Annotated in this window: 18 protein-coding genes; 7 read left to right on the top strand and 11 right to left on the bottom strand. The window is 64.9% G+C overall.

Annotation, left to right across the window (positions count from 1 at the left end; all coding sequences use genetic code 11):
* Positions 1-37: 37 nt before the first annotated feature.
* The gene (locus ACFMBG_RS13010) at positions 38-559 is read right to left on the bottom strand and encodes a component of SufBCD complex (RefSeq protein WP_421055193.1); all 522 of its coding nucleotides are present in this window, start codon (positions 557-559) and stop codon (positions 38-40) included.
* Positions 560-744: 185 nt separating this feature from the next.
* Here ACFMBG_RS13010 and hemB point away from each other — a divergent pair, with 185 nt between their 5' ends.
* Positions 745-1,743 carry a porphobilinogen synthase gene (gene hemB / locus ACFMBG_RS13005; RefSeq protein WP_421055122.1) on the top strand — a complete coding sequence of 333 codons (999 nt, stop codon included), beginning with the start codon at positions 745-747 and terminating at the stop codon, positions 1,741-1,743.
* Positions 1,744-1,893: 150 nt separating this feature from the next.
* Positions 1,894-2,469, top strand: coding sequence for a lipid-binding SYLF domain-containing protein (locus tag ACFMBG_RS13000; RefSeq protein ID WP_421055121.1), 576 nt, complete (start codon positions 1,894-1,896; stop codon positions 2,467-2,469).
* A gap of 102 nt (positions 2,470-2,571) precedes the next feature.
* On the opposite strand, the gene ACFMBG_RS12995 is transcribed toward ACFMBG_RS13000, so the two are convergent.
* On the bottom strand, positions 2,572-3,474 hold the full coding sequence (locus ACFMBG_RS12995) for an NAD(P)-dependent oxidoreductase (protein ID WP_421055192.1): 903 nt from the start codon (positions 3,472-3,474) through the stop codon (positions 2,572-2,574).
* An 86-nt stretch (positions 3,475-3,560) separates the two neighbouring features.
* Here ACFMBG_RS12995 and ACFMBG_RS12990 point away from each other — a divergent pair, with 86 nt between their 5' ends.
* On the top strand, positions 3,561-6,038 hold the full coding sequence (locus ACFMBG_RS12990; RefSeq protein ID WP_421055120.1) for a penicillin acylase family protein: 2,478 nt from the start codon (positions 3,561-3,563) through the stop codon (positions 6,036-6,038).
* Positions 6,039-6,096: 58 nt separating this feature from the next.
* Here ACFMBG_RS12990 and hflX read toward each other — a convergent pair whose 3' ends face one another.
* From hflX to trkA, 4 genes are all read right to left on the bottom strand, one after another.
* Positions 6,097-7,368, bottom strand: coding sequence for a GTPase HflX (gene hflX, locus ACFMBG_RS12985; RefSeq protein ID WP_421055119.1), 1,272 nt, complete (start codon positions 7,366-7,368; stop codon positions 6,097-6,099).
* A complete protein-coding gene (gene hfq, locus ACFMBG_RS12980; protein WP_005611588.1) occupies positions 7,368-7,607 on the bottom strand; it encodes an RNA chaperone Hfq in 240 nt (79 codons plus the stop codon). The genes hflX and hfq overlap by 1 nt, the downstream gene beginning before the upstream one ends.
* A 122-nt stretch (positions 7,608-7,729) precedes the next feature.
* Complete coding sequence (locus tag ACFMBG_RS12975; RefSeq protein WP_421055118.1) at positions 7,730-9,265, bottom strand: TrkH family potassium uptake protein; 1,536 nt, start codon at positions 9,263-9,265, stop codon at positions 7,730-7,732.
* A 1-nt stretch (position 9,266) separates the two neighbouring features.
* Positions 9,267-10,643 (bottom strand): Trk system potassium transporter TrkA, encoded by a 1,377-nt coding sequence (gene trkA, locus ACFMBG_RS12970; RefSeq protein ID WP_421055117.1) that lies wholly within the window; start codon positions 10,641-10,643, stop codon positions 9,267-9,269.
* A gap of 113 nt (positions 10,644-10,756) precedes the next feature.
* Between trkA and ACFMBG_RS12965 the strand changes: the two genes are divergently transcribed.
* Positions 10,757-11,224, top strand: a complete 468-nt coding sequence (locus tag ACFMBG_RS12965) for a hypothetical protein (protein ID WP_421055116.1) — start codon at positions 10,757-10,759, stop codon at positions 11,222-11,224.
* A 463-nt stretch (positions 11,225-11,687) separates the two neighbouring features.
* The gene (locus ACFMBG_RS12960; protein ID WP_421055115.1) at positions 11,688-14,021 is read left to right on the top strand and encodes a caspase family protein; all 2,334 of its coding nucleotides are present in this window, start codon (positions 11,688-11,690) and stop codon (positions 14,019-14,021) included.
* A 44-nt stretch (positions 14,022-14,065) separates the two neighbouring features.
* Here ACFMBG_RS12960 and ntrX read toward each other — a convergent pair whose 3' ends face one another.
* From ntrX to dusB, 5 genes are all read right to left on the bottom strand, one after another.
* Positions 14,066-15,475 carry a nitrogen assimilation response regulator NtrX gene (gene ntrX, locus ACFMBG_RS12955; RefSeq protein ID WP_421055114.1) on the bottom strand — a complete coding sequence of 470 codons (1,410 nt, stop codon included), beginning with the start codon at positions 15,473-15,475 and terminating at the stop codon, positions 14,066-14,068.
* A complete protein-coding gene (locus ACFMBG_RS12950) occupies positions 15,472-17,751 on the bottom strand; it encodes a sensor histidine kinase NtrY-like (protein WP_421055113.1) in 2,280 nt (759 codons plus the stop codon). Before ACFMBG_RS12950 ends, ntrX begins: the two co-directional genes overlap by 4 nt.
* 100 nt (positions 17,752-17,851) lie before the next feature.
* Positions 17,852-19,219, bottom strand: coding sequence for a response regulator (locus ACFMBG_RS12945; protein ID WP_421055112.1), 1,368 nt, complete (start codon positions 19,217-19,219; stop codon positions 17,852-17,854).
* Positions 19,220-19,222: 3 nt separating this feature from the next.
* Positions 19,223-20,302 carry a two-component system sensor histidine kinase NtrB gene (locus ACFMBG_RS12940; protein ID WP_421055111.1) on the bottom strand — a complete coding sequence of 360 codons (1,080 nt, stop codon included), beginning with the start codon at positions 20,300-20,302 and terminating at the stop codon, positions 19,223-19,225.
* The gene (gene dusB / locus ACFMBG_RS12935) at positions 20,299-21,285 is read right to left on the bottom strand and encodes a tRNA dihydrouridine synthase DusB (RefSeq protein ID WP_421055110.1); all 987 of its coding nucleotides are present in this window, start codon (positions 21,283-21,285) and stop codon (positions 20,299-20,301) included. Before dusB ends, ACFMBG_RS12940 begins: the two co-directional genes overlap by 4 nt.
* A gap of 181 nt (positions 21,286-21,466) precedes the next feature.
* Here dusB and ACFMBG_RS12930 point away from each other — a divergent pair, with 181 nt between their 5' ends.
* Together ACFMBG_RS12930 and ACFMBG_RS12925 are read left to right on the top strand one after the other, a co-directional pair.
* Entirely contained in the window at positions 21,467-22,603 is a 1,137-nt protein-coding gene (locus ACFMBG_RS12930) for a bifunctional 2-C-methyl-D-erythritol 4-phosphate cytidylyltransferase/2-C-methyl-D-erythritol 2,4-cyclodiphosphate synthase (protein ID WP_421055109.1), read from the top strand.
* Positions 22,600-23,106, top strand: a complete 507-nt coding sequence (locus tag ACFMBG_RS12925) for a phosphatidylglycerophosphatase A family protein (RefSeq protein WP_421055108.1) — start codon at positions 22,600-22,602, stop codon at positions 23,104-23,106. Before ACFMBG_RS12930 ends, ACFMBG_RS12925 begins: the two co-directional genes overlap by 4 nt.
* Positions 23,107-23,108 lie beyond the last annotated feature (2 nt).

Below are 23,108 nucleotides of genomic sequence, written 5' to 3'. Positions count from 1 at the left end.
CCCGGGGCGCCGGTCTGGCGGTTGCCCTGACCGCCTGTCACAAAGCTCCGATCGACAGGTTCTGATACATGCCCCAGAACGCGGTGACCACAATCGATATCACGCCTACGAACTGAACATACAGGCGGCAGAAGGCCAGGCGCTTGCGCAGTTCCTCACCCTTGGCCCCTTCCCGTGCGATCCGGCGGGCGGTGAAATAGCTGATCACACCGACCACCGCCATCGGGAAGGCCAGCAGGAACACCGCCTGAGCAATTTCCAGCAAATAGACAAATCCCAGCATTGCGAGACCGGACAACACGAAGCACGACAGCGCCACCAGCCAAGGGCCGGAGACCTCGGCGATATACAGCATCCGGTTCACATTGACCCGGGCGATGTCTTCCAGATCCTGTTCCGCCTGGCCGCCCTTGCGCTGCGCCCGGTAGACCATGTCGTAAGGAACCCCCAGGATCCAATGACTGGCCGAAGACCACAGCACCGCCAGCGATATCCAGTACCACAGGTTGGAGAATGACCGCAGCTCAATCATCTCATAGATAATATGCAGCAGATCCACGCCAGCCCCCATCTTGCGCCCGCAGATCTCCGGGCCGGAATTTCTTCAACCGGACCTATATCAACCGGGAAGCGCGCGCAGGCAAGCCCCGCAGGACGCACAAGTTTTCCGCCGCGGCGAATGTGCCTCTTGTTCCCGGGGCAGCTTCCATGCCACCCATGGGCCAGCCAAAACGAGAGACCGCCATGAAGCCCACCGTCGCGCCCTTTCCCGCCGCCCGCCTGCGCCGCACCCGCTCCAGCCAGGCCATCCGTGATCTGGTCCGGGAGAACACCCTGACCCCCGCCGATTTCATCTGGCCGGTGTTTGTCCGCGATGGCGAAGGCGTTGAAGAGCCTGTTGCCTCCATGCCCGGCGTGGTCCGCCGCTCGGTGGACAGGATCGCCGAAGCCGCGGTCGAAGCGCAGGCGCTGGGGATCCCCGCGATCTGCCTGTTTCCCTACACGGATGCATCGCTCAAGACTGAAGACTGCGCCGAGGCCTGGAACCCGGACAATCTGACCAACCGCGCCATCCGCGCGATCAAGGATGCGGCACCGGACATTGCGGTGATGACCGACGTGGCGCTGGACCCCTATAACATCAACGGCCACGACGGCTATGTGGTGGACGGTGAGATCGTCAATGACGCCACCGTCGAGGCGCTGGTCAAGATGACGCTCGCGCAAGCCGAGGCAGGCGCCGACATCATCGGCCCGTCCGACATGATGGACGGCCGCATCGGCGCCATGCGCGGCGCCTTGGAAAAGGCAGGCCACCACAATGTGGCAATCCTGTCCTACTCGGCCAAATACGCCTCCGCCTACTACGGGCCGTTCCGCGATGCGGTCGGTGCCTCCGGTGCGCTGAAGGGCGACAAGAAGACCTATCAGATGGATCCGGCCAACAGCGATGAAGCGCTGCGGCTGATCGAGCGCGACCTGCAGGAAGGCGCAGATATGGTGATGGTCAAGCCGGGCATCGCCTATTTGGACATCTGCCACCGCGTGAAATCCGCTTTTGGCGTGCCGACCTATGCCTACCAGGTGTCCGGCGAATACGCGATGATCCAGGCCGCCGCCCAGAACGGCTGGGTCGACGGCGAAAAGGTGATGATGGAAAGCCTGATGGCCTTCAAGCGTTCCGGCTGCAATGGCGTGCTGACCTATTTCGCGCCTGCCGCCGCCCGGCTGCTGAACGGCTGACGCCGCGCGCCGGACCGGTCCCGCGCACTTCAGCGGGAAGCCGCCAATACGCGTGTTGCAGCAGATGACAGGCAGCGGTTTTCCGCGTATACAAAGCCCCAGAGCCGGAGCAAACCGGCCTTGCAGCAAATTATTACAGGCCCCTGAGAAATGAGCAGTTTTTCCTCCTCCCGCATGACCCGCCGCGGCTTTGCCCTGGCTGCCCTGGCCGGTGCCGGCGTCACCGCCGCCTGCGGCAATGGCGTTGGCAACAGCAACGCCGCCACGATCGATGCCCGCGTCGACTCGACGCTGAACCAGATGTACAGCCAGTACCCCAACACCCGCACCCTGGCCGAAAAGGCCACCGGCATGCTGGTGATGCCGCTCGTCACCGAGGCCGGCTTTGTCTTCGGCGGTGCCTATGGCCGCGGCGCGCTGCGGATCAACGGTGTGACGGTGGACTACTATTCCACCTACAAGGGCAACGCGGGCCTGCAGATCGGCGCCCAGCAGTACGCCCATGTGCTGTTCTTCATGACCCAGGACGCGCTGGCCGGCTTCCGCCGCTCCTCCGGCTGGGCGGCAGGCGCCGATGTGGAATATGTGATCAAGGACGAAGGCAACGCGCTGAGCGCCGACACCAACACCCTGACGTCGCCGGTGCTGGCCGTGGTCTTTGCCCAGGCTGGCCTGCGTGTGGGTGCCACCCTGGAAGGCACCAAATACACCCGCATCATCCCCTGAGCGAATGCAGCGGCGGCGGAAGGGTCCGCCTCTTCATCTGGCCGGAAATATCCCCGCCGGAGGCATGGCCTTTCCAACCGGAAAGGCCATTTTCATTTCCGCTTAGCCCAGATTGCGCAGCCGCTTGAACAGCGACGAGGTATCCCAGCGGCCGCCGCCCATTTTCTGCACGTCCTTGTAGAACTGATCGACCAGCGCGGTGACCGGCAGGCTGGCACCGGTTTCATCCGCAGCGTCCAAGCAGATACCCAGATCCTTGCGCATCCAGTCGACCGCAAACCCGTGCTCGAAATGATCGTCCAGCATCGTTTCATAGCGGTTGGCCATCTGCCAGCTGCCCGCCGCGCCCTGGCTGATCACTTCCACCACCGCACGCCCGTCCAGCCCGGCCTTCTCGGCGAAATGCAGCGCCTCGCTCAGCCCCTGCACGAGGCCCGCGATAGCGATCTGGTTGCACATCTTGGTCATCTGCCCGGCACCGCTTTCGCCAATCCGGCGGCAGATGCGGGCATAGGCACCGATGACCGGCTCCGCCTTGCCATAGGCATCTTCATCGCCGCCGCACATCACCGACAGAACCCCGTTCTCCGCCCCGGCCTGGCCGCCCGAGATCGGAGCATCGACAAATGAGATCCCCTGCTCCTGCGCCGCCGCATACAACTCGCGCGTCACCTTGGCAGACACTGTGGTGTGGTCGACGAACACCGCGCCCTTGGCCATACCGGCGAACGCGCCATCCGCACCCAGGCAGACCGAGCGCAGGTCGTCATCATTCCCGACGCAGGCCATCACAAACTCCGCCCCGGCAGCCGCTGCACGCGGGGTGGCGGCGAAATGGCCGCCATGCTGCTTGGCCCAGGCCTTGGCCTTGGCTTCGGTGCGGTTGTAGACGGTGACCTCGTGGCCCGCGGCCTGCAGGTGCCCGGCCATCGGATAGCCCATGACGCCGAGCCCCAGAAACGCGATTTTTGCCATCTGCTTTTCCCTTGATCTGTCTTCGCATATGTTGTCGCCAACCCTACCACCGCCGCCGCAGGGCGCAATCTGCCGGCCGGTGGAAATGACAAAAACCCAATGGGAAACAACCGCTGATGGGACATCTCTTCCGCTGGCTTCTGCGCATTGCTGCAGGGCTGATTCTGCTGAGCGTTCTGGCCACCCTGCTGATCTACTACCTCGCCTCGCAGTCGCTGCCCGAGTATGACAAGGAACTGGCCCTGCCCGGCCTGTCCTCACCGGTCGAGGTTGTCCGCGACAACGCCAATGTGCCGCATATCTTCGGCAGCTTCGGGGCCAGCGACGAGGATGTCTATTTCGGCCTCGGCTACGCCCACGCCCAGGACCGGTTGTGGCAGATGGCGGTGATGCGCCGCACCGCCCAGGGCCGCCTGTCGGAGATCTTTGGTACCCGCACGGTGGAAACCGACACCTACCTGCGGCGCCTGGACATTTACCGGCTGGCGCAGCAATCGGTGGAGGTGCAATCGCCCGAAGCAATGGCGGCGCTCAATGCCTATGCCGCCGGCGTCAACGCCCGCCTGCTGGAGATCAACGAAAACGCGCTTGGCCGCGGCGCGCCGGAAATGTTCCTGTTCAACATGCCTGTGGCCCCGTGGCAGCCCGCCGACAGCATCGCCATCATGAAACTGATGGCGCTGCAGTTGTCCGGCCACATGCGGGAGGAAATCCTGCGCGCCCGCACCTCGCTGGCGCTGAATGATGAAACCCGGATCAAGGATATCCTGCCGGATGCACCGGGTGCTGGCCTGACTGCGCTGCCCGAATACGCCGATCTTGTGCCCGGTGCCCGTCACTTTGCCTCCGTGGAGAGCACCGAAGAAGACAGCCTGCTGTTCCCGGTTGCGCCGCGCGGGCTGGCCGGGGCCTCCAACGCCTGGGCTGCCGCCCCCAACCGCTCAGCCGCAGGCGGTACGCTTCTGGCCAATGACCCGCACCTGGGCCTCAGCGCCCCCGGCGTCTGGTACCTGGCGCGGCTGGAGCTGGGCACCGGCGGCGTGATCGGCGGTACTATCCCGGGCATTCCGGCCGTGATTACCGGGCGGTCCGAGACCCTGGGCTGGGGTGTCACCTCTTCTTACCTCGACGATCAGGATCTGTTCATCGAGAAACTGAACCCGGAAAACCCGCAGGAATATCTGAGCATTGACGGCTACAAGGAATTCATCACCCGCCCGTCGATCATCAGGATCAAGGACGAGGCGCCGGTCACCCTGACCCTGCGCTGGACCGACAATGGTCCGGTCCTGCCCGGCTCCATCTTTAATCTGGCGGAGATCACCCCGCCCGGCCACGTCGTGTCGCTCAGCTGGACCGTGCTCAGCCCCAGGGACACCTCGATGAGCGCGGCCATCAACCTGATGCGCAGCACCTCGGTACAGGAGGCCATCGTCGCCGGCGAGGATTTCATCGCTCCCTCCCAGAATCTGACGCTGACAGACAGGGACACCATCGCGCTCAAGACCGTCGGCGCCTTCCCCGCACGCGATCCCGGACACCAAAGCAAGGGCCGCATGCCCAGCCAGGGCTGGCACCCGGAAAACCGCTGGCAGGGCCGCGCGCCTTATGCGGATAACCCGGAATTCATCCGCCCCGCCGGCGGCATCCTGGGCAATACCAACAACAAGATCCTCGACCGTTCCTTCCCGGCCCACGTCTCCTTTGACTGGGGCGACACCCAGCGCATCCACCGCTGGCAAAAACTGATGCAAAACCGCGAGGTGCACACCCGCGACAGCTTTATCGAAGCGCAGCTGGACACCGTCTCCTACACCGCCCGCACCCTCCTGCCGCTCATTGGCGCCGACCTGTGGTTCACCGGTGAGGCCGCCCCGTCCGGCACCCGCGAGCGCCAGCGCCAGATTGCCCTGACACTGCTGTCGGAGTGGAATGGCGAGATGAACGAGCACCTGCCGGAGCCGCTGATCTACGCCGCCTGGGTGCGGGCGCTGCAAGCCCGGCTGATCACTGATGAGCTGGGACCGGTGGCCAAATCCTTCCGCCATGTGGAGCCCCTGTTCATCGAGCGGGTCTACCGCGATGTGGATGGCGCCTCCGCCTGGTGCGATGTCCACCAGAGCGCGCCCCGGGAAAGCTGCACCGACATGGCCCGGCTGGCGCTGGACGATGCGCTGATCTGGATCGAAGAGCGCTATGGCAGCGCCCTGGAATCGCTGCGCTGGGGCGATGCCCATCAGGCCACGCAGGACCATGCGGTACTGGGCGACGTGCCGCTGCTGCGCTATTTCGTGAACATCCGCCAGTCCACCAGCGGCAGCGACAACACTCTGCAGCGCGGCAAAAGCTCGGGCAAGGATCCGGATCCGTTCCACAACGTCCACTCCGCCGGCTACCGCGGGGTTTATGATTTTGCTGACCCGGACAGCTCGGTCTTCATCACCTCCACCGGCCAGTCCGGCCACCCGCTGTCGCGCTATTACGACGACATGGCCCAGCTCTGGCGCCGTGGCGAATACATCCCGATGTCGCTGGACGAAGAGCTGGCCCGCGCCGCCGCGGTCGGTGTCACCCGCATTACACCGCGGCAATAAACGGCAATAAAAAACGGGCGCGTCTGCGCCCGTTTTCCTTGGTACCGATGACTGGAAGCTACAGTTTCTGGAACTTGGACTTCTGCCGCTCTGTCCACAGCACGGTGATGTCAAAGCCGCTCTCAGTCTGCTCCTCACGCTGAACGAGGTCTTCCTTGAACAGCCAGGCGCGCTGCTTGCCCTGGGCAAAGCTGAGGCTCAAAAGCTCCTCATGCCGCACGCCCTGCAGCTTCTCGGCGATATCCGCCAGCAGACGCTCCAGCCCCTCTCCGGTCAGGGCCGAGATCGCATGTATGCCGTCCTCGCGTTCAGCACGCTGGCGGCAGGCCTCGGCCTCTTCCTCCGGCAGCTGGTCGAGCTTGTTCCAGACCTCGATCCGGGCGCGGTTTTCATCCACCCCCAGTGAGGCCAGGATTGTCTCAACGTCTTCGGCCTGCTGCTCGCTTTCCTCATGGCTGATGTCGCGCACATGCAGGATCACATCCGCGGCCAGCACCTCTTCCAGCGTGGCGCGGAAGGCGGCAACCAGTTCGGTCGGCAGGTTGGAGATGAAGCCCACGGTATCGGACAGAATGATCTCCGGCCCGTCCGGGATCTCTACCCGGCGCATCGTCGGATCCAGGGTGGCAAAGAGCATGTCCTTGGCCATCACCTCAGCGCCCGTCAGCCGGTTGAACAACGTGGACTTGCCAGCGTTGGTGTAGCCCACCAGCGCCACGATCGGATACGGCACCTTGGCGCGCGAGGCACGGTGCAGGGTCCGGGTCTTCACCACCTTGTCGAGCTGGCGGCGCAGGCGCACCAGCTGGTCGTCGATGGCGCGCCGGTCGGCCTCGATCTGGGTTTCGCCGGGTCCGCCGACAAATCCCAGGCCGCCGCGCTGGCGTTCCAGGTGCGTCCAGGCCCGCACCAGCCGCGTCCGCTGATAGCTGAGCGCAGCCATTTCGACCTGCAGCACGCCTTCACGCGTCGCCGCGCGGTCCGAGAAGATCTCCAGGATCAGCCCGGTACGGTCCAGGATCTTGACCTTCCAGGCCTTTTCCAGGTTTCGCTGCTGCACGGGGGACACCGGCCCGTCAATCAGGACCAGCTCAATTTCACTTGCCTTCAGGATGCCTGCCAGCTCCTCGATCTTGCCGGAACCGAACAGCATCCCCGCATGCGCCTTGGGCAGGCGCACCACGTTGGAGCCGATCACGTCGAGATCGGGCAAGGCCGCCGCCAGCGCAACGGCCTCTTCAAGCGCGGGGGCTGCGTCGCGGCGCCCGCTGTCGGATTTGATTTCCGGATGCAGCACCCAGGCACGGGTGCGCTTCCTTTCATGCTCCATCAATTGGAGTCTTCACCCTCATAGAGACTGATCGGCTGGGCCGGCATGATGGTCGAAATCGCGTGTTTGTAGACCAGCTGCGACTGTCCGTCGCGGCGCAGCAGCACGCAGAAATTGTCGAACCAGGTGATTACACCCTGCAGCTTGACCCCGTTGATCAGAAAGATTGTAACCGGAACCTTGGTTTTGCGAACGTGATTCAGGAAGGCATCCTGAAGATTCTGTCTGTCCGAAGCCATTTTTTATTATCTCGCCTTTGTTCTTGCCGCGTGCTGCGGACCAGCACGCACGTTAAAAACTACTATGAACGGAGAAAAAATAAGTTTCCACCCGAAAAACACGTCTTACCGGCAAGCCGCAGTCAGCTGCGCCACAGGTTGGGCGACAGCAGCGCGATGAAGGCCAGTGTCTCCAGCCGCCCCAGCACCATTGCGACGCACAGGATCAGCTTGGCCGGGGTGGTCAGCAGGCCCAGAACAATCGGCTGGCTTGCGGCCGTTTCGGTCAGCGGCCCGGTGGTTGAAAGCGAGGCAATCGCCAGCACGATCGACTGCTCGAAGCCGTTGCCGACCGCCGCCAGCGCGGTGCTGATCAGGGCCAGCGACAGGGCAAACAGCATGAAGAACACCCAGGCCACAAAGGCGCCGTTCTTCTGCAAACGCTTAGTGCGGTCGCCTTCGCCGCTGACGGAGCTGGGGTGCACCAGCCGCTCCATCTCACGCAGTCCATTGAGATAGAGCGCATAGACCCGCAGCAGCTTGACCCCGCCGGCCGTGGTGGCGACACCGCCGCCGAATACCGCCAGCCCCAGCAGGATCATACCGGGAGTTTCAAGCCCCGACCAGGCGCGCGCGGCCTCCCAGTGTACGCTTTCAAAGCCGGTGGTCGACAGGAAGGACATCACCGTGAACAGCGTCCCCCACAGCGCGTGCAGTGCCTGCAGCAGGTCCTCGCCGGCGTCGACCTCATAGGCGGCCACCCAATGGCGCAGGAACAGGAGCAGCGGCACGCCAAAGACGATCAGCAGCCCGGTACGGAACTCCGGATCCTTGTCCAGCCGCCCCTGGCCGGCCGTCACCGTGTCGCTGGAAAAGGTCAGCCGGGACAGGGCAAAGAACATGAACAGGAACATCACCATCTCGCCGGCAATGCCGCTGGCGGCATTCTCGACCCCGCCGGTTGCGGAGATGCCCGAGGTCGCCATCACTGACATCGCGTGGCTCAGCCCCGCCAGCGCCTGCTCGCCGGTGATCATCAGCAGCAGCCACAGAACCAGGGTCAGCCCCGCATAGACCGGCGCCAGCGTGCTGGTGACCAGCACCAGCTGGCGGCGCGGATCGGCCTTCTCCATATGCGCGGGCGCCGTGGTGCCGCCGCCGGGCTCGCCCTTGGTGGTGACTTCGAACCCGCCAAGCGACATCGGCGCCAGCACCGCCGAGGCGGCAATCCACATCAGCAGTCCGCCCAGCCAGCCGACAATGGCCCGCCACAGATGCACGCTCGGCGGCAGCCGCGCCGGATCGGCCCAGATATCGGCGCCGGTGGTGGTAACGGCGCTGACCATGTCGAAATAGGCATTCAGGTAGCGGGTGGTGACCAGCGCATCCTGCACCGGCACTGCCAGGAACAGCGGCAGCACGGTGAAAGTCGCCAGCAGCGACAAGAGCTGCCCGGGCATCCCGTAGCGCGGCACCCGGCTGCCCATCGACAGGGCGATCAGCACCACCACGATCAGCCCGGCAAGTCCGGCATAGAAGAAGCTGCGCGATGTATGGTGGTCATCCAGCACCAGCGCGTGCACGGCCGGCAGCCACATCGCCAAAGAGGCAATGCCCCAGATCAGCAGGAACAGCGGCAGGCGCAGCACGCCGATGGGGGCTTGGACCGGGCGGCGCATCTTAGAAATAGTCGATCGACACCTGCAGCAGGCGTTCGACCTCCGGCACGTCATCCGCCATCGCAAACAGAGCGATCACATCGCCCTCCTCGATCCGCAACTCCCCCGAAGGGCGCAGCATTTCGCCGTTCTTCAGCACCCCGCCAACCAGAACGCCTTCGGGGAAGTCCGTTTCCCGGATCATCTGCCCGGTGATCGGCGACGTGGACAGCACCTCCGCCTCGATCATCTCAGCCTCGGCATCCCCCAGCGAGTAGACCTGCCGCACCCGGCCGTAACGGATGTGGCGCAGGATCGAGCTCACGGTGGTGGAGCGCGGGTTGATATAGGCGTCGATCCCGAGGTGCGGCAGCAGCGGCACCAGGGTCGGGTCGTTGATCAGCGCAATCGCCAGCGGGCAGCCCTCGGCCTTGGCTCGCACTGCGGCCAGCATATTGGTCTTGTCGTCATCGGTGACCGCCAGCATCGCATCCGCCTTGTCGATGCCCGCCTCGATCATCAGCGACCGGTCCAGGCCGTCGCCGTTCAGCACGATGGTGCGCTCCAGCTCTTCCGCCGCCCGTTCCGCGCATTTGCGGTCGCGTTCGATCACCTTGGCGCGGATCCGCGCGGTGCTGCTCTCCAGCGCCTTGGCCACCTCCAGCCCCACATTGCCGCCGCCGACCACGACCACCCGGTCCTGGCGTTTCTCGTGCTTGCCGAACACTTCGATGGTGCGGGGCACGTCATCCACGTGGCAGAACACATAGCAGCTGTCGCCGACAAACAGCTGATCGCCCGGCTCCGGCGCAAACAGGGTGCCGTCGCGGCGCACCCCGACCACAATCGCCCGCAGTGTCGAGAACAGGTCTGTCAGCTGCCGCAGCGGCGTGTTCACCACCGGGCAATCGGCGTCGATCTGGATGCCCAGAAGCTGCGCCATCCCGCCCATGAAGGTCTCGGTATCAAAGGCCGCCGGCGCCGACAGCCGCTGCATCGCCGCCGCCGCCACCTCGCGCTCCGGGCTGATCACCACGTCGATCGGCAGATGCTCGCGCTGATAGAGGTCGGAATAGATTGCGGTCAGATAGCTTTTGGCCCGCAGGCGGGCGATCTTGCGCTGCACCTTGAACACCGAATGCGCCACCTGGCAGGTCACCATGTTGACCTCGTCCGAGTGGGTGGCGGCAATGATCATGTCGGCGTCCCGCGCCCCGGCCCGCTCCAGCACGTCCGGGTAGGAGGCGAAGCCGTGAATCCCCTGCACGTCCAGCGTATCGGTGGCCCGGCGCACCAGCTCTGCGTTGTTGTCAACAACCGTCACGTCATTGTGCTCGCCGGACAGGTGCCGGGCGATCTGCCAGCCGACCTGGCCCGCGCCGCAGATAATGACCTTCATATGCGTATCCCTTGACGGATGTTCGGGCGGAGTTTCGCCCGAAGTGAATGACAGAACCCGCTTTCACGGTCAATTTAATTGTAACTTCCTCTGATTGCAGCCATTCTTTCCTTATGCGCGGCGATCTCATGATCCTGGCGGGCCTTGCCCTGCTGCTGGGCACGGCAGCCTGCGGTCCGGTACCGGTCTACTACAGGCAGGGCGCGGAAGTGGCCCGCCTGCAGTCGGATGAACTCCGCTGCCAGACCCAGGCACTGAAAGACGCGCCGGTTGCCAATGAAATCCGCCAGCGCCCGCCCGTCTTCTACCCTGGCCGCAAGGTCTGCCATGGCGGCGACTGCTATTACCACCCCGGCTATTGGGTTGACGGCGGCATCTACACTGTGGATGTGAACAAGCCGCTGCGCCGGCGGCTTGAAAAATCCTGCATGGCCGCCAAGGGCTATCAGCAGATCGCCCTGAAACGCTGCACCCAGCGCAATGCGGCGGCCGCGCCGGGTCCGCGGCTGGCACCGTTGACCGAGGCCGCATGCGCGCAGCGCAACCGGGATGGCAGCGTCATCATTCGTCCCCGCGGCTGAGCCTGCAGCCCCGGCCCGGGTTATGGCAGGGGAACGCCCGCGGGTTAACTTTGATTTGCAGCGCCGGATCAAGTAAGCTGTTTACCGGATTGTTTGTTGACCAGTATTTTCAAAGAGAAAGGTACCCGATGCGGATGCATTTCCTGTTTGCCGCGCTGCCCTTGGCCGCTGTCACAGCAGCCTGCGAGCCGACAGCGCCCATTGCCCCGCCCCCGACTTCCACAACCGCTCCGGCGCCTGCCCCCGCGACATACAGCGCTCCCACGACATACCGCGCCCCGGCTCCGGCACCCGCTCCGGCACAAGCGCCCGCCCCGGCACCTGAACCGGTCGGGCCGCCCGGCGGCGGCGGTGCTGGAGCCGGAGGCGGCGGAGGCGGAGGCGGCGGAGGCGGCGGAGGTGCTGGCGGCGGAGGCGGCGGCTCCGGAGGCGGCGGAGGCTGGGGTTAACCCCGGACAGCGCCATGACAGCCCTGCCTTCCAGACCTCTCTCCCCCGCAGCCACGGTTTTGGCCTGCACAGCGCTGCTGCCCGCGGCCCCCTTACAGGCCGCCTATGAAGCCAGCGAAGGATCGGCTGCACCCGAAACCGCCATCGTGATCGGCATCCAGGACTATGACCACGTCACCGACCTGACCAATACCCGCAATGACGCCAAGGCGATGGCGCAGATGCTCAGGTCCTTTGGCTATACCGTCTTTGAAGGCTATGACCTGGACAAGCGCGGGTTTGAGGCGCTGCTGCGCCAGGCCGCCCTCAACATCCGAGACGGCAGCCAGGTGTTCTTTTACTACGCGGGCCACGGTATCCAGCTGGGCCGGCGCAACTACCTGCTGACCAGCGATGCGGAGCTGTCGGGCATTCACGACCTTCCCTTCCAGTCGGTCACCTTGGACCGGATATCAGCCATTCTCGGCGGCAAGGCGGGCAGCCAGATCCTGATGCTGGATTCCTGCCGCGACAATCCGGTGCCCAACGTCAAGCTCAACGCCGAGGTCGGGGCCCAGCTCTATGAGGCCCGCGAGGGCTTCGACGTGTTCCGCCCGCCCTTGAACACGCTGGTCGCCTTCTCGACCTCCCCCGGCGCAACCGCGCTGGATGGCGAGCCGGGCGGCAACAGCCCCTACACCGCCTCTGTCGTGCGCCACTTCCCCGACCGCCCGGATGAGGACGCGATGACGGTGCTCGCTGCGATCCGCGGCGATGTCTACAGCGCAACCGGCAACACCCAGGTGCCCTGGGAAAGCTCGACGCTGATGCAGAAGATCTACCTGCGCCCGGCGGAACGGTCGTTGAACATCGCCAAGGCAGAACCCGAAACCGCACCGGCCAGCCTGGACCAGCTGCCGGATCAGCTGTCGGTGCAGATCCCGCTCGGCCGCTCGCTGGAACTGGCGCCGGAAATCAGCCCCTATGTCCGGGCCGGCACCACGGTGACGATAGTGGAATCCCCCTCCTCCGGTGTGACTTCGCTGCAATCGGGGGACGGCAGCGCGCTCAGCCTCAGCTATGCGCCCAAACTGGCGGAACTGCCCGCGCGGCAGGACGGCGGCCAGGTGCGCAAGGACCGGATGGTCCTGCGGCTGGCGCAGGCGGGCGCGGTGCGCGACGTGACCGTGAACCTGGAAATGATTGCCCGCCAGTGCGACCTCGAAGCCGGGGATCTGCTGGATCTCCAGGGGGTTGGCCTCTACCGCTACCCCAATGAAATTGACCTCAAGGCGGCAGAAGCCGCCTGCCGCGAGGCGGTGCAGGCCGCGCCGGAACTGGGCCGGCTGCATTACCAGCTGGGCCGCGCGCTGCAGGGCCAGGGCCGCCTGATCGAAGCCTATGAAGCCTTTGAAAAAGCTGCCGAACTGGGCCATGTCCGCGCCTATAATGCGGTGGCCTATCTGCATGTCACCCCGAATGTCGACCGCGAAACCGTGCCGATCCCCTACAACCCGGACAAGGCCTTTGACTTGTGGGACAAGGGGATCGAGGCAGGCGACCCTTTCTCGATGCACGCCCGCGGCAAGCGTCTATTGCGCAAGAGCAGCACGCCCGAGGAAAAGCAGCGCGGCTTCGACCTGCTGAGCCGCGCGGTGGAGCTGGGCCATACTTATTCGATGAATGAGCTGGGCGTGTTCTTCCTGTGGAGCGGCGATGAGCTGGCCCAGCCGGCTCGCGGGCTGTCCTACCTGGAAGCCTCCGCGGGCCGCGGCGACATCTACGGCACCGCCAACCTCGGCTATGTCTACCGCGATGGCGGTGCGGGCAAGCCGGTCGACAAGGAAAAAGCCCGGGCGCTGTTTGCCGAGGCCGCGCAGCTCGGCCACCCGCACGCCCCGGGAGAGATCGGCCGGATGATCATGGGCGGCGACCTGCCCGGCAGAGATGAGGCCGAGGCGCTGGAATGGTATGACATGGGGCTGTCGCGCGGCGATGCCTGGGGCGGTGCCAATGGCGCCTGGGTTGCCCTGAACAGGCTTTCAGACCGGGTTCCCGCCCATGCCGCCGCTGCACGGGCCGGCAAGGCGATGGCGCTGAATGACCGGGATGCCCGCGCCGCCGCGCGCGAGCTGCTGTCGGGCATGTCTGAGCAGGACGTGGACGCTGGCACGCAGTACATCCTGCGCCAGCTGGGTTCCGGCATTTCCATCGACGGGCAGTTCGGCCCGGCATCCCGCATGCAGCTGGAGAATTTGGCGCGGGAGGCAGGCCTGCCCGCCATCGTTCCCGAGGATCCGATCAGCCGGCTTCAGCTGGCCGCTCAGATCCATTTCGCGATGAATCCGATCCGCCAGGACCTGTTCTGATCCCGCCTGCGCCCGGTCTTCCCGGGCGCACCGGCGGCCTCTGATCAGGCCTGTTCCTCTTCGGTTTCCACATGCGCCACCCGGGCGCCTGCCTTGTTGGAGGTCACCACCCCCAGCGACTTGAGCTTGCGGTGCAGCGCCGAGCGCTCCATGCCGACAAAAGACGCGGTGCGGCTGATGTTGCCGCCAAAGCGGTTGATCTGGGTCAGCAGGTATTCCCGCTCGAACGCCTCCCGCGCCTCGCGCAGCGGCAGGGTTGCCAGCGCGCCGGACAGCACCACCCGGCCTTCCTCTTCGGTCTTCTCCTCTTCGCGCGGCAGGTCCTTGGCCTCGATCGGTCCGCTGCCGTCGCCCAGAATCAGCACCCGCTCCACCAGGTTCTTGAGCTGGCGCACGTTGCCCGGCCACGGCATGGTCTGCATCAGCGCCACGGCCTCCTCGGTCAGCTCCCGCAGCGGCAGGCCCTGGGCCTCGTTGAACTGCGTTATGAAATGGTTCGCCAGCAGCGGAATATCCTCGCGCCGGTCCGCCAGCGACGGCACCGCAACCGGCACCACGTTGAGGCGGTGATACAGCTCCTGGCGGAACGTGCCTGCCTCAATCTCCGCATCCAGGTCCTTGTTGGTGGAGGACACCACCCGCAGGTCAACGCGGATCTTGTCCGAGCCGCCAACCCGCTGGAACTGCTGATCCACCAGCACCCGCAGGATCTTGGACTGGGTGCCCAGCGGCATGTCCGCCACCTCGTCAAAGAACACCACGCCGCCATGCGCCTGCTCCAAGAGGCCCGGCTCAACCCCGCGGTCGGAAGACTCGCGGCCGAACAGCACGTCTTCCATCCGGTCGGGCTCAATGCTGGCGCAGTTCACGGTGATAAAGGGCGCCGACGCCCGGTTGGAGTTTGCGTGGATATAACGCGCCGCAATCTCCTTGCCGCTGCCGGCAGGGCCGGTGAGCATCACCCGGCCGTTGGATTTGGTCACCTTGTCCAGCTGGCCAACCAGGGTGCGGAAGGACGCGGAGGTGCCGATCATATCCGCCGGGCCGGTCTCCTTGCGCTTGAGGTCGGAGTTTTCCCGGCGCAGGCGCGAGGTTTCCATCGCGCGGCGGATCACCACCATCAGCTGGTCGATGTTGAAGGGCTTCTCGATGAAGTCATAGGCGCCCTGCTTGATCGCGGCGACGGCGATTTCGATATTGCCGTGGCCGGAGATGATCACCACCGGGATGTCCGGCGTGTCGCGTTTGACCGTCTTCAGGATGTCGATGCCATCCATCTGGCTGTCCTTCAGCCAGATATCCAGAATCATCAGCGCGGGCTTGGATTCCTCCAGCCGGGCCATGCACTCATCAGAGCTGCCGGCCTTGCGCGTGGCATAGCCCTCGTCCTCCAGGATGTCCGAGATCAGCTCACGGATATCCCGCTCATCATCTACAATCAGAATGTCACTCATGTCAGACCTGCTTTCACTGTGCTCTTGTTAGGCGCCGCCGCTTTGGCCGCGGCAGGCAGGCGGATCACCGCCATTGCGCCGTTATGCGCGTGTCCCTCGAAAACCGGGGCATCTTCCAGCGTCAGCGTGCCCCCGTGCTCTTCGATGATTTTCTTGACGATCGGCAGCCCCAGCCCGGTGCCCGCATCCCGCGTGGTCACATAAGGCTCAAACAGCCGCGCCCGGTCTTCCGGCAGACCGATGCCATTGTCGGCGATGCGGACTTCGTAGAAGCTGCCCGCCTTTTCGGCCGTCACCCGGATCTGCGGCACAAGGCCGTCCGGTGCGCCTTTGGCCTGCAGGCTTTCGATGGCTTCGCCTGCGTTCTTGATCAGATTGGTCAGCGCCTGGCCAATCATCGTTGCATCCAGATCCGAGGGCATTTCCTCCTTGGGCAGCTTCGCCCGGATCCGGACACCCGGCTGGCCCTGCTGCTGCAGGATCACCGCGTCCCGCACCAGTTTGGCCAGATCCTCCTCGCGCCGCTCTGGTTCCGGCATGCGGGCGAATTTCGAGAATTCATCGACGATCCTGCGCAGATCATTGGTCTGGCGCACGATCACATCGGTCATCGACTGCAGCTGATCGCTGTTTTCCTCACCCAGCTTGGGCGCGAACTTGCGCTTGATCCGCTCCGCGCTCAGCTGGATCGGGGTCAGCGGGTTCTTGATCTCATGCGCGATGCGGCGGGCCACATCGCCCCAGGCCGCCATCCGCTGGGCGCTGACAAGGTCGGTCACATCGTCAAAGGCCACCACATAGCCTTCCAGCCGCCCCTCGCCGGAGCGGCGCGGCGACATACGCACCAGCAGGTTTTCAAGCTGCCCCTGGCGGGTCACCTTGACTTCCTCCTGCACCACATCTGCGCCGGTCTCGATCAGCTCGGCAAACAGCGGCCCGAACTCCGGCACCGCCACCGCCAGCGCCAGCGACTGCTGATCCTCCCGCCAGTCCAGCAGCCGTTCGGCAGAGCGGTTCACGAAGGTCACCCGCCCGTCCGCATCCAGGCCGACTACCCCGGAGGTCACCGACGACAGCACCGAGTCGAACAGGCGGCGGCGGCGTTCGATCTGCCGGGTGTTGTCCAGCAGACGGCCGTGCTGCGCCTTCAGCTCTCGGGTCATCTGGTTGAAATACTGTCCCAGCTGGGAAATCTCGTCGCCGCCGTCGTCCACCGGCACCTGCACGTCCAGATTGCCGGAACCCACCCGCTGCGCCGCAACCGTAAGCCGCCCCACGGGCCGCGACAGCCGCTCGGCAAACCACATGCCCAGCCACATCGCCGCCAGGATCAGGATCACCGCAAAGCCGATATAGAGCAGCGCAAATTCAAACAGCACCCGGCCGCGCTCGCTTTCCAGCTGCTGATAGAGGTGTGCGGTTTCCTGGGTGTCATCGAGCAGGTTCAAGAGCTCCCCGTCCACATCCCGGCTGATATACAGGAACCGGTCGACAAAGGCGTTCAGCTGCACCAGGGCACGGAATTCGCTGTTGTCCCAATCCTCGATCAGCAGCATGCCTTCCTTGCGGGCCACCTCCAGCTGACGGTTGTTCGGCTTTTCGAAATCGAACTCATAGGAGCGTTCGCCGCGGGCCCGGATCTGCCCGCCGCTGTCGACGATGTACGCCTCGCGCAGGCCGCGCTGGATCTGCAGCTGCCGCTGCGCCAGCACCTGCCGCAGCTCCGCGTCGTTGATGAAGAAACTGCGCGCGCGGCTGCTGTCCAGATAGCGCGCCAGCGCCTGGGCATCTTCGGTCAGGTCCCACTTCTGCTGCGCCTGATAGGCTTCCGCGGCTTCCAGTGAGCTGCCGATCACCTGGCGCACGCGCTGCGAAAACCACCCCTCAAGCCCGACATTCACCGTCAGCACGGCAAACACGGCAACAATCACGGTTGGGATCAACGCAAGAAAGCCAAAAGCGCCGATCAGCCGCAGATGCAGGCGCGAGCCGGCCGATTTCGACCGCCGCGCCGCAAACAGCCGCACGATCTGCGACATCACCAGCGCTGCAATGGTCAGGATATAGACCAGATCAGCCAGCAGGATCAGCCGCAGCGATCTGGACGAGGCGCCCTGCCCCAGAGGACCGATGATGAGGAAAGTTGCCAAGGCCAGCACCGGCCCCAGCAAGACAAGGCCGATGGTGCCGATATTTCGGGCGCGGCGGGTTCGCCGCCACCGGTCAAAGGCCGCAAATGGACCGTATGCCGCCCTCAGATGTGACTTATACGCCACCCACTGCCCTCATTCTGATGTGCGACTCTTTGCGAGTCACCGCCATATCTCGTGGCCCTGCCTAGGAAATTTACGGCAATGCCACATTTCTGTGGCGATATTACATCAGTTTGCGGCGGCGTGTCACCTCAATATCAAGATCGGTGATCTTCTTACGCAAGGTATTGCGGTTGATGCCCAGCAGTTCGGCGCATTTTGCCTGGTTGCCGCCAGTCGCCGCCAGCGCGATTTCGATCAAGGGTGTCTCCACCTCGCGCAGCAGCCGCATGTACAGGCCGGGCGGCGGCAGCATGTCGCCATGCAGGTCGAAATAGCGCTGCAGGTGGCGGCCGACGGCTTCCGACAGCTTCTCGTTGGAGAGCCCGGCCACCGCAGGCTCCGGCCCGGTCTGCGGCCCCAGCACCGCAGCGGCATCGGCTTGGGTGATCTCCTCGCCGCGCGCGGTCAGCGCCAGGCGGCGCACCGCGTTTTCCAGCTGCCGCACATTGCCCGGCCAGGCGAAATGACGCAGCACTTCGCGCGCGCCTTCGCTCAGCACCCGGTGCGGCGCGCCCTCATTCTCGGCCCGGATCAGGAAATGCTCCGACAGCAGCGGGATATCCTCGACCCGCTCGCGCAGGGCCGGCACATGCAGCGCGGTGCCGCAGATCCGGTAATACAGGTCCTGGCGCAGTTCGCCGGCATCCATTGCCGCCGCCAGATCCTTCTGGCTGGAGGCGATGAAGCGCGGCGCATGATCGCCGGGGCTGTCCATCATCCTTACCAGCCGCGCCTGCGCCTCTTCCGGCAGGTCGGCCAGTTCATCAATCACCAGCGTGCCGCCCTTGGCCTGGGCCAGCAGCCGCGCCGGGCCTTCCAGCTCGATCAGACTGGCGGCATCCGCATGCACAAATGGCAGGGTCCGGCGGTCGGAGAAATCGTGGATTGCCTGCGCAATCAGGGACTTGCCCGTGCCGCTTTCACCAGTGATCAAGAGCGGCAGATCGGTGTTCATCACCCGTGCTATCAGCCGATACAGCGTCTGCATTACCTCGCTGCGGCCAATCAGCGGCAGCTCCTCCGGACGCTCCTGCGCCTCGCCTTTCGGTGCCGCCGGCGCCACCCGCTTGGCCGCCAGCGCCTTGGCTGTGCGCTTCATCAGCTCCGGCAGGTCAAAAGGCTTGGGCAGATAATCATAGGCATCAGCCTCTTCCGCCTTGATCGCCGTCATGATGGTGTTCTGCGCCGAGATCACGATCACCGGCAGCCCGGGACGGTCGGCCTGGATCTTGGGCAGCATCTCCAGCCCGTTCCCGTCCGGCATCATCACGTCCGAAATCACGACATCGCCCTTGCCCTCGCCCACCCAGCGCATCAGCGTGGTCAGCGAAGAGGTCGCATGCACCTTGCAGCCCGCGCGGGTCAGCGCCTGGGTCAAAACAGTGCGGATGGTGCGGTCGTCATCAGCGACCAGAACGGTGCCGTCCATGGTTCAGCTCTCCTGCGGTTTCCCGTCACGCGGCACGCGCGACAGCGACAGCCGGAACACCGTGCGCCCGGGAACCGAGCTCACCGAAATCCAGCCATTATGCTCCGAGACGATCTTGCTCACCAAAGCAAGGCCCAGCCCGGTGCCATTCTCCCGGCCCGATACAAACGGGTCGAAAATATCATCCCTGATCTTCTCCGGCAGCCCCGGCCCGTCGTCGATAATCTCGATCTGCAAGGGCAGCAGCTTGCCGGTCCCGTCACTGCGGCGCAGCCGGAAGGAATGTTCATAAAAGGTGCGGATATGGATATGCCCGCCCTTGGGATCAGCCGCTTCCGAGGCGTTCTTGAGCAGGTTCAGCACCACCTGCAGCAGCTGGTCCGCGTCGCCCCAAGCCATCGGCAGCGAGGGGTCGTATTCCTCGGTGATGGTCATATGGGCGCCAAACCCCAGCAGCGCCGAGCGGCGCGCCCGGTCGAGCACGTCATGCAGGTTCACCGGATTGAACTCCGGTTCGGTCAGGTTGCCGAACTGCTCAACCTGCTCCAGCAGCTTCACGATGCGGCGGCTCTCGCTGACGATCAGGTCGGTCAGCTCCAGATCTTCCGGCCCCAGATTCATGCTGAGGAGCTGCGCCGCGCCGGTGATGCCGGCCAGCGGGTTCTTGATTTCATGCGCCAGCATTTCCGCCATGCCGATGGCAGAGGCCGCGGCGGATTTGGCGGAATGGGTCTGGGTCATCCGACCGGCCAGCTCCCGCGGGGTGACCATCAGCAGCATCACCCCTTCCTGCCCCTGCAGCGACGCAATCTGCACCCCGCACTGCAGCGGCGCCCGGCTGCCAGAGCCGACGTCGATGTCATTCACGAACAGCGGCGTGCCCTGCACCCGGGCACGGGCAAAGGCGTCCTCGATCGGCGCGTCAATCGCCAGCGTGTCCCAGACCGGCTGCCCCAGCAGCGCCTTGCGGGAGGTGTTGAGAAACCCCTCTCCGGCCGCATTCACATCCGCGATATTGTCCCAGGCGTCGATCAGGAACGCGGGCACCGGCAAGGAGGCCCAGAGGGCGGCGCTGTCCATCATGCGGCGGCCTCCGCGTTCTGCGCGCTCAGCGCCTCCGGCAGCAGGGCCAGGACCTCGGCCGGGTCTTTCTCCGTCAGCACCGCCCGGCGCATCGTCGGCCCGGTTCCGGCCTCATCCATGTACCAGCCCAGATGCTTGCGCGCGACGCGCACCCCCAGATCCTGCCCGTAAAAGCCGAGCATTGCCCGGTAATGTTCTGAAACCATTTCGATAAATCCATCCCCTTCCGGGATCTCCGGCGCCGGGGTGCCCCACAGGTGATGCGCCACCTCAGCCAGCAGCCAGGGCTTGCCCTCGGCGCCGCGCCCGATCATCACGCCATCGGCGCCCGAGAGTTCCAGCGCCTGCCGCGCAGTCGCGGTATCAACGATGTCGCCATTGGCCAGCAGCGGCACATTCACCGCGTCCTTCACCGCCCGGATTGCCGCCCAATCGGCGGAGCCTTTGTAGAACTGGCAGCGGGTGCGCCCGTGGATCGTCACCATCTGCACCCCGGCCTCGCAGGCGCGGCGGGCCACATCCGGGGCATTCAGGCAGTTGTCATCCCAGCCCAGCCGCGTCTTCAACGTAACTGGCACATCTACGGCATCCACAACGGCCTCAATCAGCTTCAGCGCGTGATCCGGCGTTTTCAGCAAGGCTGAGCCGGAATAGCCATTGGTCACTTTCTTGGCCGGGCAGCCCATGTTGATGTCGATGATCCGCGCGCCCTGCCCTGCAACATGTTTCGCAGCTTCCGAAATCCAGTACTCGTCGCGCCCTGCCAGCTGCACCGCGGTATTCTCCACATCGGCGCTCAGCTCGGCGCGCTCGCGCACCCCAGGCTTGGCCTGCACCATCTCCTGGCTCGCCACCATCTCGCTCACCATCAGCCCCACTCCGAAGGAGCGGACCAGATCCCGGAACGGGCGGTCGGTGATTCCGGCCATCGGCGCCAATGCAATCGGCGGAGACATGGAGGTGGTTCCAAGCGTGAAGGACAACTGCCTAATCCTTGTGCAACTGAAGCGTATTTATACGAAGTCCCTGCTATGCAGCAATGAAACCGCCCTCTGCAAGGCACAGTCAGCCCTCATTTGCCTAATTATTAGGCACATTCCGCCAGGTGATTGCCTATCCTTGCGCCACCTCATAAACAAAGGCCGGATTTGCAACGAGGCTTTCATGACCACAGCCGCCTTGATCGTCGCCGCCGGACGCGGCACCCGCGCAGGCGGCGGCACGCCCAAGCAATGGCGCCCGCTGAAACACCGCCGGGTGATCGACTGGACGCTGGAAGCCTTTGATAAGGCAGGCGTCGGCCTCACCGTTCTGGTTCTCTCGGCGGACGACCATCAGGCCTGGGAGGAGTTCTCCGGCAAGCCCGGCCTGATCCTCGCCGAGGGCGGCAGCGAACGCGCAGCCTCGGTCCTGAACGGGCTGAAGGCACTTGATCACCAAGACGTGACCAAGGTGCTGATCCATGATGCCGCCCGCCCCTGTGTCAGCACCGCTCTGATCCGCAATATCATCAGCGCCTTGGACGAAGGGCCTGCAGCGGCTCCGGCGCTTGCCGTCACCGATGCGCTGTGGACCGGCGCGGATGGCACCGTCACCGGCACCCAGGACCGCAACGGGCTATTTGCCGCGCAGACACCCCAGGGCTTCCGGTTTCAGGACATTCTGGCGGCACATCTTGCCCACCCCGGCGGAGCCGCCGATGATGTCGAGGTGGCGCGCGCTGCAGGTCTTGACGTCCGCATCATTCCGGGCGAGCCCGACAACATCAAAATCACCCGCCCCGAGGATTTCGCCCGGGCGGAGCGTATACTGGGAGCAGACATGGATATCAGGCTTGGCAATGGCTACGACGTGCACCGGTTCGGCCCCGGTGACAGCGTGATCCTCTGCGGTGTCGAAATCCCGCATGAAAAGACCCTGCAAGGCCACTCCGACGCCGACGTCGGCATGCACGCCGTCACCGACGCCATCTATGGCGCGCTGGCGCAGGGCGACATCGGCCAGCACTTCCCGCCCTCTGACCCGCAGTGGAAAGGCGCCGCCAGCGAAATCTTCCTGCGCCACGCCGCCAATCTGGCGCGGGAGATGGGCTTCACCCTGTCGAACGTCGACTGCACCCTGGTCTGCGAATACCCCAAGGTCGGCCCGCACGCGGCCAAGATGCGCGAAGTCATGGCTGAGATCCTCGGCATCAGCGCAGACCGGGTGTCGATCAAGGCCACTACCTCCGAGCGCCTCGGCTTCACCGGCCGCGGCGAGGGCATTGCCGCCATCGCAACCGCAGCCCTGGTGAAGACATGAAGACATCGCGTCTGGCCCTCCTGATCGGCACTGTCGGCGGCATCGGCTACCTGCGCCCGGCACCCGGCACCTGGGGTTCCCTCGCCGCGCTTCCCATGGCCTATGCGCTGCATCAGCTGGGCGGCTTTCTCCTTCTGGCGCTGGCGACCGTGGTCTGCATGGTCGTGGGCGTCTGGGCGGCGGAAGCCATGACCCGCAACCGCGAGAATATGGACCCGTCGGAATTCGTCCTGGACGAAGTCGCAGGCCAGTTCACCGCGCTCTGGGCCGTCTCCTATCCGGCCTGGGCGCATGATATCGAGATCACCGCCCTGTGGCCGGGCTGGATTGCCGCCTTTGTGCTGTTCCGCCTGTTCGACATCTGGAAGCCTGGCCCCGTCGGCTGGGCCGACCGCCAGAAAGGCGCAACCGGGGTGATGATGGACGACGTGATCGCCGGCATCATGGCCGCCATCGGGGTGGGCCTGCTCGCCTTCCTGTCGCACCGCGTGCTGGGGTTCTGAGC

This window comes from Leisingera coralii, assembly GCF_049056525.1.
GTDB classification, from domain to species: domain Bacteria; phylum Pseudomonadota; class Alphaproteobacteria; order Rhodobacterales; family Rhodobacteraceae; genus Leisingera; species Leisingera coralii.
The sequence above is the reverse complement of the archived record's forward strand: the minus strand, read 5'-3'. Positions and strand labels throughout refer to the sequence as shown.